Raw genomic sequence first — 16,761 nt, 5'->3', positions numbered from 1 at the left:
ATGTCTGAAGATTTGGATATCCCCGTGGCCATCGCCCCCAAGCGCCGCCCTCGCAACCGGCCCGCCAGCCCCGCCATGCGCGGCGAGCGGTCATTCCTCAGAAGTACTGGCGTCGGCCTTCTCTGGATCATCGTTGCCGTCAGCATCATCATGCTGGGCTGGATGGTGATGCAGGCGTTCAGAGACACCCGCTCGATTCTCGGTGACCCGTGGGGGCTTCCGGAGACCATCGATTTTGGGAACTTCGTCAGGGCCTGGACCGTGGGGGACTTCGCCCAGGCCACATGGAACAGCGCCGTGACCACCATCGTCTCGTCCGTTCTGACCGTTGCCATTGCCGCACCCTGTGCGTACTACCTGGGGCGGGTCGAGAACCGCTTTACCCGGTCCATTAGCCTCTACTTCATTCTGGGGCTGGGCATCCCGGCCCAGGTCATCCTGATCCCCCTGTTTGTCATGCTGAACCAGGTGTACCTCACCGACAGCCTCCTTGGTCTGAATCTGGTGTACATCGGGGTCTCCATGCCGTTCACCGTGTTCCTCCTGACTGCTTTCTTCCGATCGTTGCCGTTGGAGATGGAAGAGGCCGCAGCTCTGGACGGCACCACGGCTGTCGGCACGTTCTTCCGGATCACCCTGCCGTTGGCCAAGGGCGGTATTCTGACGGCCTTCGTGCTTCAGGTGATCTCCCACTGGAACGAGACCCTGCTGTCGCTGACCCTGATGCAGTCCACGGAGAAGTACACGCTGCCGGTGGCCCTGATCTCGTTCGTCCAGCAGCAGACGTACTCCGGCGCCGACTGGGGAGGCCTGTTCGCCGGACTCGTCATCGTCGTCATGCCCATGCTGGTCATCTATATCTGGCTCGGACGCCGTCTAACGGAAGGCCTCACGTTGGGCATGGGCAAGTAATGTCGCACACCACCCCGGCCCAGCCGAACATCCTTATCATTATGGCCGACCAGTGGGCGGCGCACGCTCTGGGCTGCGCCGGCTCTTCTGTCGTACACACACCAAACCTGGACAGCCTGGCCTCGACGGGCACCCGCTTTGAGCGCGCGTACACAACCTTCCCGCTCTGTGTTCCTGCCCGCAGTTCGCTGGTCTCCGGCCGCTACCCCCACGAACTGGGAATCGAGGGAAATACCGTGCCTGCAGGCAGTGGACCGGGGCGGGCGAAGGAAAGCCTGGGCCACTGGTTCACGGCGGCAGGCTACGAATGCGCGTACGCCGGCAAATGGCACGCCCCGGAAGCCAGCGCCCACGCGAAGGACGGCTTCGACGTCATCCATCCTTTTGGCGACGAGGGACTGTCGGCCGCGGCGGTGGACTGGCTGGGTTCGCGCCATAACACCGGCACACCATTCCTGCTGTTTGTCTCCTTCGATAACCCGCACACCATCTGCGAGTATGCGCGGGGTCAGCATCTGCCATACGGAGATGTTCAGCCGCCGGCAAACGTCAGAGACGCCCCGCCGTTACCCTCGAACTTTGCAACGGCACCATACAGTCCACAAGCTCTCACCCGCGAACGAGCCCAGGCCGAGCAAACATACGGGACGGCTGGGTACAGCCATGATGACTGGCGGCTGTACAGGCACGCCTACGCGCAGCTCATCGAGAAGACCGACGAACAGATCGGAACCATCCTGAGGGCACTTGATCTTCAGGGCGTGGCAGAGAACACCGTAGTGCTCTTCACCAGCGATCACGGCGACGGTGACGCCGCCCACGGCTGGAACCAAAAGACGTCGCTGCAGGAGGAAGCCGTCCGCGTCCCGCTACTGATGAAGGGGCCCGGGATCGGCTTCAACCAGGTTCGCAACCAGTTGGTCTCCCTGGGGCTCGATCTCATTCCTACGCTCTGCGGCCTGGCTGGCATTGCGGCCCCCGCCGGAATCAACGGCCTGAACTGCCTGACGGAAAAACGGGCACAGGGCGAAGGGATTGCAGTCGAAACCGCCTTCGGTACAGGCCAACGTGTCTCCACGCTCGGGCGCTCCTTCATCACCGACCGGTATAAGTACACGGTCTACAGCTGGGGTAAACACCGTGAACAGCTGGTGGACCTCGTGGCGGATCCGGGCGAGCTCCGCAACCTGGCTGAAGAGTCCGCTTTCGACGCCGTTCTCGAGGAATTTCGACGACGGCTCCTGGGCTGGTGCACGGAGACGAACGATAAAGCGTTCCTAAAGAAACTCGTCCTGCCTCATTCCGCCGGCACCCTGATCCGCAAGGAAATCTACGCGGTCCCTTACTGAGGGACCCCAGCGTCCGCAAAATTTGTCAAACCCCAACGGGAGGGCCCGGACACGACCGGGATGACCGTTCCCACCGCCCTCTATAAGGAGAAGAAACATCATGAGCAATGCCCCGACAGCCGCCCAGGAACTGGGCGCACACATGCAGCGCGAACTCGAATCTCAGCCCCAGGTATGGGCCACCGCAGCCGACCAGGCCCGCCGCGAAGCCGCGACCCTGTTGCCGGGCAATGGAAAGAAAGTCGCGGTTGTAGGTTGCGGCACATCCTGGTTCATGGCCCAGGCCTACGCCACGCTCCGGGAGACCGCCGGACTGGGCGTCACGGACGCCTACGCCGCCTCGGAATCAGCCCTGAACAGAGACTATGACACGATCATCGCGATCACCAGGTCCGGTACGACCACCGAAGTGCTCGAAGTCCTCGACCACGTAAAAGGCAGAGTTCCCACCGTTGTCATCGTCGGAGATACCGATTCGCCGGCCGTCACGGCCGCCGACAACGTCATCGCACTGCCGTTCGCTGACGAAAAATCCGTAGTCCAGACCCGTTTCGCCACCACTGCCCTGACATACCTGCAGACGTCACTGGGACACAACCTGGACGCGGCCATCCTGGACGCGCAGAAGGCGATCGCAGAACCCATAGAAGCGGAACTTCTGGAAGCGGAGCAGTTCACGTTCCTGGGCCGCGGATGGACCGTGGGACTCGCCCACGAGGCAGCATTGAAAATGCGCGAAGCCTCCCAGTCCTGGACGGAGTCCTATCCCGCGATGGAATACCGCCACGGTCCGATCTCCATTGCGGCGCCCGGGCGGGTCACCTGGCTCTTCGGTGATGAGCCGCACGGCCTGCGCAACGACGTGGAACGTACGGGCGGACACTTCATCGCCAACGGACGGGACGCCATGGCAGAACTGGTCCGGGCACAGAAGGTATCCCTGGAACGAGCCCGGCTCCGGGGGCTAAACCCGGACCTGCCGCGCAACCTGACCCGGTCAGTCGTCCTCGAAGGCTGACGATGGACACTTCAAGAGGGCCAGCGCTAAACCTTGAACGGGCGCCGGTCCTCGCCTTTGACGTGGGCGGAACCGACCTCAAATCCGGAATCGTCCGCCCCGACGGACAGGTCATAGGCCTACGACGGACCAGAACCCCGCTGTCGCCCTCCGACCCCGGCGACGCCATCGTGGAGGTCATCCTTGACTTGACCCGCTCCTACCGGCAGGCCTACCCGTCCCTGCCCATCGAGGCGATAGGCCTCGCCGTACCGGGAATCGTCGACGAGCTGACCGGGACAGGAATCCTTTCCTCCAACCTCGGCTGGCGCGACTACCCCTTCGTCCGGAGGACCGAAGCCGAACTCGGCATGCCTGTGGCCTTCGGCCATGATGTCGGCGCGGCAGGGGACGCCGAATTCAGGCTGGGGGAAGCCAGAGAAACGACCAACGGAATCTTTCTCGCGATCGGCACCGGTATTGCCGGTGTTATCTATGCAGACGGAGTGCGCGTACGCGGCGGCGGCTTGGCCGGGGAAGTGGGACAGGTACCTGTGCCCGCCCCGGACGGTCAAACGGGCGTGACGATTCTGGAAAGTGTCGCTTCGGCAGGGGCGATCGTCAACCGCTATAACGCGGCTACAGGTCGAAGCGTTGCGGGCGCCAGGGACGTCCTGCACGCCGCGACTCGCGGTGACCCCGCCGCCAGAACCGTCTGGGGCCACGCTGTGGAGGCGCTGGCGTTCAGCCTCGCACATTGCGTGGCGCTTCTCGGGTCCACGACGGTCGTAATAGGGGGCGGGCTGGCGCAAGCCGGTGATGCCTTGTTCGACCCGCTGAACACCGAATTACGGAAGCTGCTGACCGTCCACGAAGCACCCTCCATAGTGCCCGCCAGCCTCGGGGAAAACGCCGGCCTGATCGGCTCCGCCCTTAAGGCATTCGACCTACTCGACTCCATGAAGGCGGGCCGTCATGACGTCTGAAACCAGCAGCCGCGTACTCACCATTACAGCCAATCCGGCGATCGACGTGACCTACCTCCTGAATGAGCTCAGGCCAGGGGAAACCCACCGGATCCCCGCCCCACAACACCGGGCGGGCGGTAAGGGAATCAACGTGGCACGAGTCGCGCACTCCCAGGGACATCCGACGTTCGTCATCACCACAGCGGGCGGAGACGACGGCACGAACCTCCGGCGCGACCTAGAGCTCAGCGGCATCCCACACCGCGTCTTGCCGGTGGCTTCCGATACCCGGCGAAGCATTGCGTTCGTCGACAAGACCACCAAACTGACGACCATCTTCAACGAAACCGGGACCGCGCTGCGGCACCAGGAGTGGCAGGAACTCCGGGACGCGGTGAGCGAGTGCCTGGCAGGACGCGACATCGGGGTCCTGGTTGGCGCAGGCAGCCTTCCTCCGGACGCACCGCAGGGCTTTTACGGCGATCTGGTATGCATGGCCCACTCCAGGGGCGTCCCGGCGATCATCGACACGACAGGTACCGGGCTAATCGAAGCCGCACGGGCAGGAGCAGACCTCCTCAAACCAAACCATCACGAGCTCATGGAGACAATGAACGACCCCAACCTGCCCTCAGCCGCCAGAAAGCTCCTGGCCGCCGGTGCAAAGGCAGTGCTGGTCAGTGCCGGGGCGGACGGAATGTACGCCTTCACAGCTGATGATCCTCATTGCTACTGGAAGGCACGGCTGCCGCAGGCCCTGGACGGCAACCCCACAGGGGCCGGAGATGCGTCCGTAGCCGCAGCGGCCGTGTCCTTCAGCGCCGGGGTAAAAGACCTGCGCACCGTACTCCGCGCTGCCGCGGCATGGGGATCAGCCGCAGTGTTGATGCCACTGGCCGGGGAGATCTCATCACGTCATCGTGAGATCGCAAACCAACTGCAAATTACGACAGAGAAAGATCTTCCATGCCCTTGAGCCCCACGTCGAAACTCATGGCCGACGCATTCGGCCGAAAACGCGGACTGGCCGCTTTCAACATCATCCATCTTGAAACCGCCGAGGCTCTTGTCGCCGGGGCGGAGATGGCGGGCCTTCCGCTAATTCTGCAGATTTCAGAAAACTGCGTGAAATATCATGGCGGTCTGGTGCCCCTGACCCGAGCAGCACAGGCTCTCGCTGACCGTTCAACAGTTCCGATTGCGCTTCACTTGGACCACGCGGAGGACGAACACCTTGCGATGGAGGCGGTGGATCTGGGCTTCGGTTCGGTGATGTACGACGGAGCACACCTCGACTACGAGGACAATGTCAATGCGACCGCCCGGATTGCACGCTATGCCCACGCCAGAGGTGTGTACGTGGAAGCCGAACTGGGGAAGGTCGGCGGAAAAGATGGCGCGCACGCACCGGGAGTCCGTACCGACCCCCAGGAAGCCGTAGCATTCGTGGCCGCTACCAACGTGGACGCGCTGGCCGTCGCCGTCGGCTCATCCCACGCCATGACGGCAAAAACATCGACCGTGGACATGGGTCTCATCGCCGCTCTGCGTCGCGAGACCGGTGTCCCGCTAGTCCTCCACGGCTCCTCCGGCGTCCCGGATCAGGATTTGGTTTCAGCCATCCGATCCGGGATGACCAAGATCAACGTCTCCACACACTTGAACTGTGTCTTTACGCGGGCAGTTCGAGAGTATCTAGAGGCGAACCCCGCTGCCGTGGACTCCCGCAAATACATCAAGGCCGGGCGGGAAGCTCTGGTCCCGGAAGTGGCCCGACTAATCACATTGATCAATGATGGACGCTAACCTACTGAAGCAGCCCGAGTCCGCCAAGAGCACTGGATATGTCCTACAGGGCACCGTGATCACTGACGGCTCCGTACACCCGGGAAATGTCGTGGCCGTCCGGGATGATCGAATAGTCTACGTTGGGCCACCTGATGACTGCGATGCCTCTTATCTTGAGGAGGCCACACCCGTTACCGTCCCCGAAGGCGGAGCGATTTTGCCCGGATTGGTGGACGTGCACTGCCACGGCGCAGCCGGTGCCGAATTTCCGTCCGGAAATACTGATGCCTCTCGCGCCGCGGTCGATTTCCTTCATGACAGCGGAACGACCACCCTGCTGGCCAGCCTCGTAACAGCGTCAGACAGCAACCTCATCCGGGCTATTCGGGGGCTGAGACCTTTGGCAGCTGAGGGTCTCATCGACGGATTGCATTTGGAAGGCCCGTTCCTCTCACGCGCCCGCTGCGGGGCCCAGAACCCATTATGGCTGCGGGATCCGGACTTTGAGCTGCTCGATGAGCTCCTCCAGGCAGCGGACGGCACCATCAAATCAATGACCTACGCACCGGAACTTCCGCGCGCTGACGAGCTGCTAAAAACTCTGATTGCGCACGGCATCACCCCCTCACTGGGTCACACGGATTGCACAGCCGAGGTAGCGGCGAACTCTCTCGAAACTGCAGAATCGGCCATGAAAAATGTCTACCCAATGGGACAGGCCAGGCCAACTGTTACGCATCTTTTCAATGGTATGGCGCCCATGCACCACCGACTGCTGGGCCCGGTGGGTGCGTGCCTGCGGCTGGCCAACGAGGGCCGCATTGCCGTGGAGTTGATCGCCGATGGCGTCCATCTGGACGCTCAAACCGTCCTGATGACGTTCGGGCTGGTAGGGGCAGCCAACGTTCTTCTGGTGACCGATTCCATGGCGGCAACAGGGCTCCCGGACGGCGACTATGAATTGGGCCCATCGCAGGTCTCCGTCCAGCGGGGCGTTGCGCGGCTTCGGGACGGCGGCTCACTCGCCGGTGGCACGGCAACCCTCCTGGATGTCGTCCGGCACACCATTGCCGCCGGGGTGAGCCCAGGCGACGCCGTACTGGCGGCGACGGCGGTCCCGGCCCGCATGTTGGGCGCCGGCGCCGACATCGGAAGTGTGAAACGCGGAATGAGAGCCGACCTAGTGGTTGTTGACGCTGGCTTCAGGCCGCACACCGTTATGAGGGCGGGCGTCATCCGAGCGCGGGAATAGCCGTCCTGACCGGAGGCCGCCATCGTTGTGACGGCAGCCGAAACCCCTGACTACGATGCGCTGACGGACACCGTCCGGAAGCCGCAGTTTCCACTGGAGGAATCAGAGGTGTTCGAACTGCGCGCTGCAACACGGTACCTGCTGCAATACGAGCTGTGGCACAGGTAGGACCCACCACGCATGATCCGGGTGGTGCCCTTCCGCGGCCCCGGAGGGTTCGCCTCAGGGGAGTGCCCATAGTAAGCCGGGTCAAACCAGTCACTGCACCATTCCCACACGTTCCCGGAGACCTCGTAAAGCCCAAACGCATTCGGCGCAAAGCTACGGACCGGCGCGGTGCCCAGATAGCCGTCCTCGGAGGTATTTGAGACAGGAAACTGACCCTGCCAAATGTTGCAGAGATGCTGGCCGGCCAGGCCGTGCAGCTCGTTTCCCCAGGCATATCGCCGTCCGGCCAGCCCGCCGCGTGCCGCGTACTCCCACTCGGCCTCGGTCGGCAACCTCCGACCGGTCCACTGGCAGTACGCGAGGGCGTCGTTGTGGGAAACGTGGACCACCGGGTGATCCGGCACCGTCTCCGAGCTGGTATTCCTGCCACCCGGATGCGCCCAGTCGGCGCCCCGGATGTTGACCCACCAGGGAGCGCCTGCGGCCAGGCCCAGGATGTCCTCCTTCGCGGTATCAACCAGCAGATGGAAAACCGCAGACGAACCATACAGTTCGGCCTCGGTCTGATACCCGGAGGCGGCAATGAACGCGGCGAACATCTTGTTCGTCACAGCCGTTGTGTCCATGCGGAAGGAATCCAGCCTTACCTCATGCACCGGCACCTCCCCATCCGCGGGGTAGCCTTCCCCATAGGCATCACCCATGGAAAACGTTCCGGCAGGAATCAGCACCTCCTGGTGCTTGACCGCCAAGGCGGACAACGCCTGTGGCCGAGTTCCTGAATCAACTCGCCGGGCCGCGGAGTCGCCGCGCCCTCCTTGAGGGCCGCAGCACGGGCTCCCGCCGGTTTTGTCATCCTCAGCCACGGAGTCCGCCGCCTTCGATGCAGCCGGTCAAGATTGCTTCGCGGGCCGACATTCCGGGCGGATCTATCACGATATATCTCCTTCTTGGGGTTCGATAGGAATCGCACTGGGATGCGCTATCCTCGGCAACTTACAATTGCGAATGACTAATGTCAAGGTGCTTTACATATTTACAACCTATGAGCAGGATCATGAGTGTGACGTCGGGCCGCCCAAGAAAGTATCCCCCCAGCGCTGCAGGGCGCTCAGCGCGGCGCCGTGGCTGGAATCGAACGGCGACCCAACCTCGGCAACGATGTCGGGCACCTCCAGATTGACAGCCCTGCGCCGAAACCGGAGTTCCTCGCTCGCGGCTGAGACCAGAGCCGGCCCCAGGCTAAGAAGGGGGCCCGTGAGTATGATGCGGAGAGGATCGATCAGCATCACCGCACTGCTAAGACCGATCCCCAAACTCCGGCCGATCTGCCGGCTGACAGCCAGCGCGACGGCGTCACCTGACTGGACCAGGTCCGCCAGAGCCTTCAGATCTTCGACTGCGAGTCCCTTGCCCCGGGCACACTGGACGGCCGCCTCCACCCCGATATAGGCCTCAAGACACCCTTTTGCCCCGCATGAACAGACGTGCCCTATAGGGTCAATGCAGATGTGACCCAGCTCGCCGGCGGCGCCGCGGCCGCGGAAGACCTGCCCGCCCTCTATAATGCCCGCGCTGACCCCGGATGAAAGAACGACATAAAGAACGCATGCGTTCGGGGATTCGGGTCCGGAACTGCCGAGGTAGCGAAGGGCGGCCATGCGGGTGTTGTTGTCCCAAATGATCGGGGCAGGGAGCAGGCGTCCCAGCCTGTCGAGCTTCACACCGGGCGGATCCACGGAACCGGAGTCGCCGTCGGGCCGGGAAGTGGGATGGCGGCCGGCCACTCCCAGCCCAATGCCTAGAACAGACCCGGGGTTGAGAACATCGGAAGCGATGAAGGTGTGGACAGAGCCCAAGGCGATGCCGAGCCGGCGTTGCAATGACACCTCCGGCAGCGTGGAAGTGACCTTTTGCGCGTGGACCGTTCCGTCCATGGCGAGGATCGTGACCGCCACCTGAGCCTTGCCAAGTTCGATGCCCACAGCCGCCCCTGCAGCCATATTCGGTGCCAGTAATGTTTGAGGGCGACCGTTCCTTCCGGTGCCGTAGGCTGCCGTTCCCTGCTCCTGAACCAGTCCCCGGTTCAGGAGCCGCGTCACTGCAGAAGAAAGCGTCGGGCGCGAAACACCCAGTCTTGCCTGGAGCTCCAGGCGGGTGGCAGGTCCTCCCACGAGGAGGAGCTCGACAATCGAACGATCCGTGGTTCCGGGTTCGATAGAGTCGGGCATTCATGAATCATAGTCCGGCGCCGGCGGCGGCCCCGGTGAAGTCAGAGTCCAATGTGGCTGACGCAAGTGCTCGAGAGGTAAAGAGCATGAGTGCGGCTTTCCGACCTGTTTGCTCCTTCACTGCGGGTCCGCACCGACGTCCTCCAAACAGCAAGCTGGTCAGCGGTCAGCGTTCACCCTTGCGGGGACCGCCGTGGATCAGCAGGTGTTTCGCATTCCACTCACCAAGCTCCTCCGGCGTCCGGCCAATCGAGGCGCATAGCGCTCCAAATGCGCGGTCTGTTGTCCAGTTCCTGGCGCCACTGTTCCCTGGCGTCCCGGGTCGCGGCGTCGAAAACGGTCGGGGTCGCGCTGATGATCTGGGAGATGTGCCCCGGGCTTCGGCCGGTCAGCGTCGCCAGAAGCGTCTGCTTGACACCGCACTGGCCCCCGGCCGCTACGGCATCCCGCTCGAATTGTTCCACGTCGGTAGCTGGCGGGCCAGGGCCTCGCGGTGGCGGCTCAACATCCACACGTACGACGTCAGGGCCTCCTGATCTTTCCTAAGCTACTTCGTTACCGCCGACCAGGCGAATTCGCTGGCGCACGGCGGCTCAATGACAAGGACCCGGAACGGCCGACGGCCGATTGAGGCCAAACTGCGGCAATTACAGCGAACTGAATGATATGGAAGAGCACTGGGCAGCCCCACCGAGGGGAAGCAACCCACGGAAGAACCGGGTGAACCGGGAGTCCCCAGATTGTTCAGCGGCCACCTGAAACGGGTGCCGCGGCTGAACCCCAGCGGCTCAGCGCCATGTGGGCCGCGCCGTAGGACCCGGCGCCCGCGGCGAACGCCGACACCGCGAGCGTGGTACGGCGTTCGCGAATGTCGAGCCGTTGCCCGGCCAGGGAGCGGCGCAACGGCTCGAGGAGCAGTTCGCCGAGGGCCGCCAGTTCGCCGGCCAGGACGATGCGTTGCGGGTCAAGCAGCATGGTCAGGTTGGCCACTGCGCGGCCCAGCAGCTCGGCGGCCCAGGCAGCGAGTTCGACGGCGACCGGCTCGCCGTCGTGCGCTGCCGTGGTCCATTCGGCGATGTCCGAATAGCTGCGGCCGCGCCGTGCGGCTTCGGCGAGGAGGTTCTGGATGCTCAGATAGCGTTCGAGGCAGCCGCGTCCCCCGCACCAACATTCAGGCCCGTCCGGGTCCACGCACATGTGGCCGAGCTCGCCCGCCAGACCGGCACCGCCACGCGCAATGGTGCCGCCCACGAGGATGCCACAGCTGATGCCGTGCGAGAGCGACACGTAGAGCAGGTCCTGGTCGAGGCAGCGGGAGGCCTCGGCCATGGCAGAGATCCGGATGTTATGGTCCCAGAGAATAGGGGCGGTGCTGAGCGCCCGCAGCGGGGCGAGGTCGACGGGCTCCTGCCCGGACGCCTGCGGATCCGGGTGCATCGAGGAGATGCCGACCCCCACGCCGAGTAGGGCGTTCAGGCTCAGGCCGTGCGCCGCGGCCAGGCTCTGCACCAGCGCCGTGGCGCGCAGCAGCTTCTCGTTCACGTCCAAGTCCAAGGCGATGAGTTCCGAGTCGCTCGCGATGATGGCGCCGCTGTAGTCAACGAAGCAGGCGCTCAGGTGGCCCCGGCCCAGGTTGATTCCCAGAGCCGAACCGGAGGAGGGATTGATTCCCAGGATTCTGGTGGGACGGCCGCTGAGCCCGGGACCGGCAGGCGCCGGGTCAAGCTCTATCACCGCGGATCTTCTGAGCAGGTCACCCACGATGGCCGAGAGTGTGGTGCGCGACAGGCCTGTGGCATGCTCCAAGTTTTTGCGTGACGTCGGACCCGACTCGCTCAGAACGCCCAGCACCCTGAGCTCGTGCTGGCGGCGAACTGCGGCCAGAACGCCTGGTTCGGGATTGGTCATGCGCAGACCTTCCTCCATGGTGCGACCACCGAATTAGCGGACGCATATCTCCATGCTACTCGAAGTCGCCTTTCTGCAAAGACTACTTTCATAAAGGCTATTGACATAAATCATGCGACGGACTTAACCTGTGGTGATGATCACAAGCGATGGCGCTCAATCTTCGAGAGCAACGACTCCGGAACGGACGGATGGACCGCGATCCCGGCCCTCGCCGTCACCCCGCCCGAAGGCAGGGTCCAAGCTCTCCCGCCGCGGTGCGCTGGCACTGAACGTGGCGGCCGTGTCTGCGGGAATCGGCCTTTGGTGGCTCGTCTCGGTCCTCGGCGTCCTGGGGCTGCCAGGCCCCGTAGAGGTGGTCCAACGCGGGGCCGAGCTGATCGCGGACGGAATCCTGGGCGGGGACGTTGCCGCGAGCCTGAGCCGTGTGCTGACCGGCTTCCTGCTGGGCAGCGCAGTGGCCATCCCGGTGGGCTTTCTGATGGGCTGGTATCCGGTCTGCCGGGCACTGTTTGAACCCTATGTGCAGTTCTTCCGGACCATCCCGCCGCTGGCCCTCATTCCCTTGGCGATCGTGATCCTGGGGATTGAAGAGACGCCCAAGATCTTCGTCATCTTCATGGCGTCCTTCCTGTCCTGCGTCATCGCGACCTTCCAGGGCGTCATCGGCGTCGAGAAGACACTCATCAACGCGGCCCGCGTGCTGGGTGCCCCCAGCTTCGTCGTGTTCGCCCGCGTGGTGATTCCGGCGTCATCGCCCTTCATCCTGGTCGGCATGCGCATTGGCCTGGGGGCGTCCTGGGCCACCGTGGTGGCCGCGGAACTCATTGCGGCCCAGCAGGGCCTGGGCTTCCGGATGCAGCAGGCGCAGATCTTCTACGACCTACCCACGATCTTCGTCGGCGTCATCAGCATCGGCATTTTGGGCCTGCTCATGGACCGCATCCTTCTATTCATTGAATCCAAACTCACGGGCTGGCAGGAACGCCGATGACCCTCGAACAGGAGCACACCATGAGCACCGTGACAGCCGACCACATGATCCGCTTCGGCGACATCCGGCAGGAGTTCAAGCTCGCCAAGGAGACCTTCACGGCCCTGGGCGGCATCTCGCTGGACATTGCCGACGGCGAGTTCGTCACCGTGGTGGGGCCCTCGGGCTGCGGCAAGAGCACCTTGCTCAACGTCGCCGCCGGGCTGCTGGAGCCAACGTCCGGCTCCGTCCTGGTGGACCAGAGGCCCGTCACCGGGCCCAGCCCCCGCACGGGAGTCATCTTCCAGCAGTACGCGCTCTTCCCCTGGCTCACGGTGCGCAAAAACGTCGAATTCGGGCTCAAGCTCAAGAAGGTCCCGGCCGACGAACGACGCGCCATCGTGGACCGCTACCTGGAGCTCGTGGGACTGACCCAGTTCGCCGATTCCCTGCCCAAGACCCTCTCCGGCGGGATGAAGCAGCGCTGCGCCATCGCCCGCGCTTACGCCGTGGATCCCCAGATCCTGCTCATGGATGAGCCCTTCGGGGCCCTGGACGCACTGACCCGGGTGCACATGCAGGAGCAGCTGCTGCAGACCTGGCTCAAGGAGCGCCGCACCGTCATGTTCGTGACACACGACGTCGACGAGGCCGTTTTCCTGGCCTCCCGCGTGGTGGTCATGGCCGCCCGGCCAGGACGCATTCACAAGATCGTTCCCGTGAACCTGCCCTACCCGCGGACCGAGCAAATGCGGCTCTCGCCCGAGTTCGCCGCGCTTCGCGCCGAGGTCTGGGAGTCCGTCTACCACCAGCCCGGCGCCAAGGGCGGCGACGAGTAGCCACCCGTCGTTGCAATTATTCTGACCCACCCCTTTTTTGAGGAGATCACCATGAAGCGTTCAACCTTCCTGCGCGGGGCCGCGAGCCTGGCCGCCGTCGCCCTGCTTGCCACGGGCTGCGGCAGTTCCGGCAGTTCCGGCAGTTCCAGCGGCGGCGCGTCGCTGCAGCAGGTCCGGATCGGCTACATTGCCGACTACAACGGTGCCGCGCTGCTTGCAGTCGCCGAACAGCAGGACTACTGGAAGAAGGCAGGACTGGACCCCAAGTTCAGCGTCTTCACCAACGGCCCGCTGCAGATCCAGGCCATGGGCACGGGCGACCTCGACGTGGGATACATCGGCTCCGGTGCCATGTGGCTGCCCGCCAGCGGCAAGGCCGAAATCTGGGCCATTAACTCCGTCTCCAACGCCGACCGCATCATCGCCAAGGCCGGCATCAACTCGCTCAAGGACCTCCGGGGCAAGAAGGTGGGGGTGCCCGCCGGCACCTCCGGTGACCTCCTGCTCAACATGGCCCTCGCCAAGGAGGGTATGAGCAAGAACGACATAGAGGTGGTCCCGATGGACCCCAGCACGGCGGTCTCCGCTTTCGGTGCCGGTCAGATTGAAGGCGCGGCGCTCTGGTACCCGCTCATCGACACGCTCAAGAAGAAAGTCCCGGACCTTAAGGAGCTAGTGGGCAACAAGGACTTCATGCCGGATCAGACCTTCCCCTCGGCCTTCGTGGCACAGAAGGGTCTTGCCGCCAAGGATCCCAAGCTGGCCGCCGCCGTCGTCTCCGTAATCAAGCAGGCCAACGACTACCGCAAGGCAAACCAGGAGGAAACCATCGCTGCGACTGCCACATACCTCAAGGTCGACACCTCGACGCTCAAAGGCCAAGCCGACGTGGCCACGATCTTCGACTCCGCCGAGCTCGAGAAGCTGACGAAGAACGGCACAGTGGACGAGTGGCTCAACGGACTGCAGGAGCAGTTTGTCACAGTAGGCACGGTCAAAACCATCACGGACGCCAAGGAGTTCTACGCGTCCAAGAACTACCTAGACGCACCGAAGGGCTGATTCGTGTCTGACCTATCAAGCGGCGCACCGCCGCACAACATCCTGTTTCTCATGACGGACCAGCAGCGCATTGACACCCTGGGCTGCTACGGCAACACCAGCGGGCACACACCCGTTCTCGATGCGCTGGCCGCGCGGGGCGCCGTCTTTGAACGGGCATACACACCCACGGCCATCTGCACCCCGGCCCGGGCCAGCCTGCTCACGGGCCTGCACCCCTTCGAACACGGGCTGCTCTCCAACTACGAATGGAACTCGGGCAGCCGCGAGGAACTGCCCAAGGGGCTCCCCACCTTCTCCGCCGCGCTGGCCGGCCAAGGCTACCGGCTGGGCCACGTGGGAAAATGGCACGTGGGCCGGCACCGCGGCCCGGAACACTACGGCTTCGAGGCCACGCACCTGGCCGGAGCCCTGAACACCTTCGACCACCCCGACTACACTGCATGGCTCGAAGCCAAGGGATTCCCTGAGTTCCGGATCAGCGAACCCGTCTACACAACGGCGCCCGATGGTTCCCAGGGACACCTCATCGCGGCGGTCACCGAACAGCCCACCGAGGCAACCTTCGAGGCGTGGCTCGCGGACCAGACCATCGAGAAACTTCGAGACTTCGCCCGAACCCGCGAGGCCGGCCAGCCCTTCTTCCTGTCCTGCCACATCTTCGGCCCCCACCTGCCCTACCTCATCCCGCGGCAGTGGTACGAGATGGTGGATCCCGGCACGATCGAACTGCCCGGCTCCTTCGCCGAGACCTTTGCCGGCAAGCCCACGGTGCAGCAGAGCTACGCCGAATACTGGTCAACGGACAGCTTCAGCCCGGACGAATGGCGTAAGCTCATCGCGGTTTACTGGGGCTACGTGGCCATGATTGACCATGAGATCGGCCGGATCCTGGCCGTACTCGAGGAGCTGGGCCTTGCGGGTACGACGGCGGTTGCCTTCACGGCCGACCACGGCGAGTTCACGGGCGCCCACCGGCTCAACGATAAGGGCCCGGCCATGTACGAGGACATCTACCGGATTCCCGCTGTGCTGGCCCTGCCGGAAGGCACCGAGTGCCGTCCCAGGGAGTTCGTCTCGCTGCTCGACTTCACCGCGACCTTCCTGGACTTGGCCGGGGCGCCAACCGAGGGGGTCCGTGGCCGGAGCCTCGCCCCGCTGGCCCGCGGCGAGCACCCCGACGATTGGCGACAGGACATGCTCTGCGAATTCCATGGGCACCACTTCGCCTATGCGCAGCGCATGCTCCGCACGGACCGCTACAAGCTCGTGGTCAACCCCGAGGGCACCGACGAGGTGTACGACCTGCTGACCGACCCGGACGAGCTCAACAACGTCGTCCGTGTTCCGGTCTACGCCGAAATCGTCCGGGGCCTGCGCCGCAACATGTACCGGCAGCTTGTGGAGCGCGGCGACAGGTTCGCCCAGTGGCTCGCCTTCATGGGGGACATCCCGGCCGAGGACCGGGTCCGGCCTGAAACCGCCCTCGAGCGCTTCGTGCGGTAGCGCACCGGATGGGGCCGACGGCGGTGGCTGCGGCCGTCGTCGGGAAGGGCCCTTTCCCGGTAAGAGCCACCCCGCGTCAGCCGTCCGCGGCCGACGGTGGGGCCTTGGGGTCTTCGGCGGGGGAGTTTCGGTAGTACTTCGGCAGGAACCAGTCCTGGCACAACTCCCAGACGTTTCCGCTTATCTCGTACTGTCCGTACCCGTTGGGCGGGAAAGCCTTCACGGGAGCTGTGGTCAGGAAGTCATCCTCTTGGTGTTCTCTACCGGGAAAGTACCTTGCCATATGTCGCACAGGTGTGATCCGTCCGCGGAGTGCAGCTCGTTGCCCCATGCGTAGCGTTTCTGGTTGAGTCCGCCTCTGGGCCGTTTCCCACTCAGCTTCGGTCGGAGCCTCCGGTCGGCCCACCGGCAATACGCCAAGGCGTCATAGAGGGAGACTTGGACGACGGGATGGTCCGGAATGTCGGTCCAGTGCGATGCAGGGCCAGCGGGGTGGGCCCAATCGGCGCCGCGAACGTTGAGCCACCAAGGCGTACCCGAGGCTGACCCCAGGACGTCTGCGGGATCCGCGGCCACTGTGAGGTGGAAAACGGCCGAGGTGCCGTACTCTTCGGCAGCGGTGCGTTACCAGGTGTCCCTGCGCTGGAGGTTGACCATGCCAGCATCCGGAACATCCGGGACGTTTGTGAGCAGGCGGCAGAGTGCTTGCCTACGCCGGTGCTCCGCCGCACGGCGGCAATGATTGTTCGTCCAGGGCGACATCGCCGATCGCTGCGAGCAGTGTGGGGTAGACCATTGCGGTGCCGGC

The 16,761-nt window shown here is 64.1% G+C and carries 17 protein-coding genes; 12 read left to right on the top strand and 5 right to left on the bottom strand.

Annotation, left to right across the window (positions count from 1 at the left end; all coding sequences use genetic code 11):
• The 7 genes from QK290_RS03705 to nagA all read left to right on the top strand — a co-directional run bounded on the left by QK290_RS03705 (nucleotide 1) and on the right by nagA (nucleotide 7,266).
• Nucleotides 1–912 (top strand): carbohydrate ABC transporter permease, encoded by a 912-nt coding sequence (locus QK290_RS03705; RefSeq protein ID WP_282329384.1) that lies wholly within the window; start codon nucleotides 1–3, stop codon nucleotides 910–912.
• Nucleotides 912–2,261 (top strand): sulfatase-like hydrolase/transferase, encoded by a 1,350-nt coding sequence (locus tag QK290_RS03700; protein ID WP_282329383.1) that lies wholly within the window; start codon nucleotides 912–914, stop codon nucleotides 2,259–2,261. The genes QK290_RS03705 and QK290_RS03700 overlap by 1 nt, the downstream gene beginning before the upstream one ends.
• 100 nt (nucleotides 2,262–2,361) lie before the next feature.
• On the top strand, nucleotides 2,362–3,279 hold the full coding sequence (locus QK290_RS03695) for an SIS domain-containing protein (protein WP_282329382.1): 918 nt from the start codon (nucleotides 2,362–2,364) through the stop codon (nucleotides 3,277–3,279).
• Nucleotides 3,280–3,281: 2 nt separating this feature from the next.
• A complete protein-coding gene (locus tag QK290_RS03690; protein ID WP_282329381.1) occupies nucleotides 3,282–4,244 on the top strand; it encodes an ROK family protein in 963 nt (320 codons plus the stop codon).
• On the top strand, nucleotides 4,234–5,202 hold the full coding sequence (locus QK290_RS03685; RefSeq protein ID WP_282329380.1) for a hexose kinase: 969 nt from the start codon (nucleotides 4,234–4,236) through the stop codon (nucleotides 5,200–5,202). The genes QK290_RS03690 and QK290_RS03685 overlap by 11 nt, the downstream gene beginning before the upstream one ends.
• On the top strand, nucleotides 5,193–6,032 hold the full coding sequence (locus QK290_RS03680) for a class II fructose-bisphosphate aldolase (RefSeq protein ID WP_282329379.1): 840 nt from the start codon (nucleotides 5,193–5,195) through the stop codon (nucleotides 6,030–6,032). Before QK290_RS03685 ends, QK290_RS03680 begins: the two co-directional genes overlap by 10 nt.
• Nucleotides 6,019–7,266 carry an N-acetylglucosamine-6-phosphate deacetylase gene (gene nagA, locus QK290_RS03675; protein WP_282329378.1) on the top strand — a complete coding sequence of 416 codons (1,248 nt, stop codon included), beginning with the start codon at nucleotides 6,019–6,021 and terminating at the stop codon, nucleotides 7,264–7,266. The genes QK290_RS03680 and nagA overlap by 14 nt, the downstream gene beginning before the upstream one ends.
• Before the next feature lie 50 nt (nucleotides 7,267–7,316).
• Here the strand turns inward: nagA and QK290_RS03670 are convergent, their stop codons facing one another.
• Together QK290_RS03670 and QK290_RS03665 are read right to left on the bottom strand one after the other, a co-directional pair.
• Nucleotides 7,317–8,186 (bottom strand): formylglycine-generating enzyme family protein, encoded by an 870-nt coding sequence (locus tag QK290_RS03670; protein ID WP_282329377.1) that lies wholly within the window; start codon nucleotides 8,184–8,186, stop codon nucleotides 7,317–7,319.
• A gap of 303 nt (nucleotides 8,187–8,489) precedes the next feature.
• The gene (locus QK290_RS03665; protein WP_282329376.1) at nucleotides 8,490–9,665 is read right to left on the bottom strand and encodes an ROK family transcriptional regulator; all 1,176 of its coding nucleotides are present in this window, start codon (nucleotides 9,663–9,665) and stop codon (nucleotides 8,490–8,492) included.
• A gap of 368 nt (nucleotides 9,666–10,033) precedes the next feature.
• On the opposite strand from QK290_RS03665, the gene QK290_RS03660 reads away from it, so the two are divergent.
• A complete protein-coding gene (locus QK290_RS03660) occupies nucleotides 10,034–10,201 on the top strand; it encodes a hypothetical protein (RefSeq protein ID WP_282329375.1) in 168 nt (55 codons plus the stop codon).
• Between the two features lie 208 nt (nucleotides 10,202–10,409).
• On the opposite strand, the gene QK290_RS03655 is transcribed toward QK290_RS03660, so the two are convergent.
• The gene (locus QK290_RS03655; RefSeq protein ID WP_282329374.1) at nucleotides 10,410–11,573 is read right to left on the bottom strand and encodes an ROK family protein; all 1,164 of its coding nucleotides are present in this window, start codon (nucleotides 11,571–11,573) and stop codon (nucleotides 10,410–10,412) included.
• Between the two features lie 283 nt (nucleotides 11,574–11,856).
• Here QK290_RS03655 and QK290_RS03650 point away from each other — a divergent pair, with 283 nt between their 5' ends.
• The 4 genes from QK290_RS03650 to QK290_RS03635 are packed head-to-tail and all read left to right on the top strand — an operon-like array spanning nucleotide 11,857 to nucleotide 15,953.
• Entirely contained in the window at nucleotides 11,857–12,567 is a 711-nt protein-coding gene (locus QK290_RS03650) for an ABC transporter permease (RefSeq protein ID WP_282329373.1), read from the top strand.
• A gap of 20 nt (nucleotides 12,568–12,587) precedes the next feature.
• Entirely contained in the window at nucleotides 12,588–13,385 is a 798-nt protein-coding gene (locus tag QK290_RS03645) for an ABC transporter ATP-binding protein (protein ID WP_282329372.1), read from the top strand.
• Nucleotides 13,386–13,436: 51 nt separating this feature from the next.
• Nucleotides 13,437–14,447, top strand: coding sequence for an aliphatic sulfonate ABC transporter substrate-binding protein (locus tag QK290_RS03640; protein ID WP_282329371.1), 1,011 nt, complete (start codon nucleotides 13,437–13,439; stop codon nucleotides 14,445–14,447).
• A gap of 3 nt (nucleotides 14,448–14,450) precedes the next feature.
• Nucleotides 14,451–15,953 (top strand): sulfatase-like hydrolase/transferase, encoded by a 1,503-nt coding sequence (locus tag QK290_RS03635; protein ID WP_282329370.1) that lies wholly within the window; start codon nucleotides 14,451–14,453, stop codon nucleotides 15,951–15,953.
• A gap of 76 nt (nucleotides 15,954–16,029) precedes the next feature.
• On the opposite strand, the gene QK290_RS18615 is transcribed toward QK290_RS03635, so the two are convergent.
• Together QK290_RS18615 and QK290_RS03630 are read right to left on the bottom strand one after the other, a co-directional pair.
• Nucleotides 16,030–16,284 (bottom strand): SUMF1/EgtB/PvdO family nonheme iron enzyme, encoded by a 255-nt coding sequence (locus tag QK290_RS18615; protein ID WP_282337274.1) that lies wholly within the window; start codon nucleotides 16,282–16,284, stop codon nucleotides 16,030–16,032.
• A complete protein-coding gene (locus QK290_RS03630) occupies nucleotides 16,188–16,529 on the bottom strand; it encodes an SUMF1/EgtB/PvdO family nonheme iron enzyme (protein WP_282337275.1) in 342 nt (113 codons plus the stop codon). The genes QK290_RS18615 and QK290_RS03630 overlap by 97 nt, the downstream gene beginning before the upstream one ends.
• Nucleotides 16,530–16,761 lie beyond the last annotated feature (232 nt).

It is taken from the genome of Pseudarthrobacter sp. AL07 (assembly GCF_029960665.1).
Lineage (GTDB): Bacteria > Actinomycetota > Actinomycetes > Actinomycetales > Micrococcaceae > Arthrobacter.
Note: the sequence above shows the minus strand (reverse complement) of the source record. Positions and strands in the feature narration are given on the sequence as shown.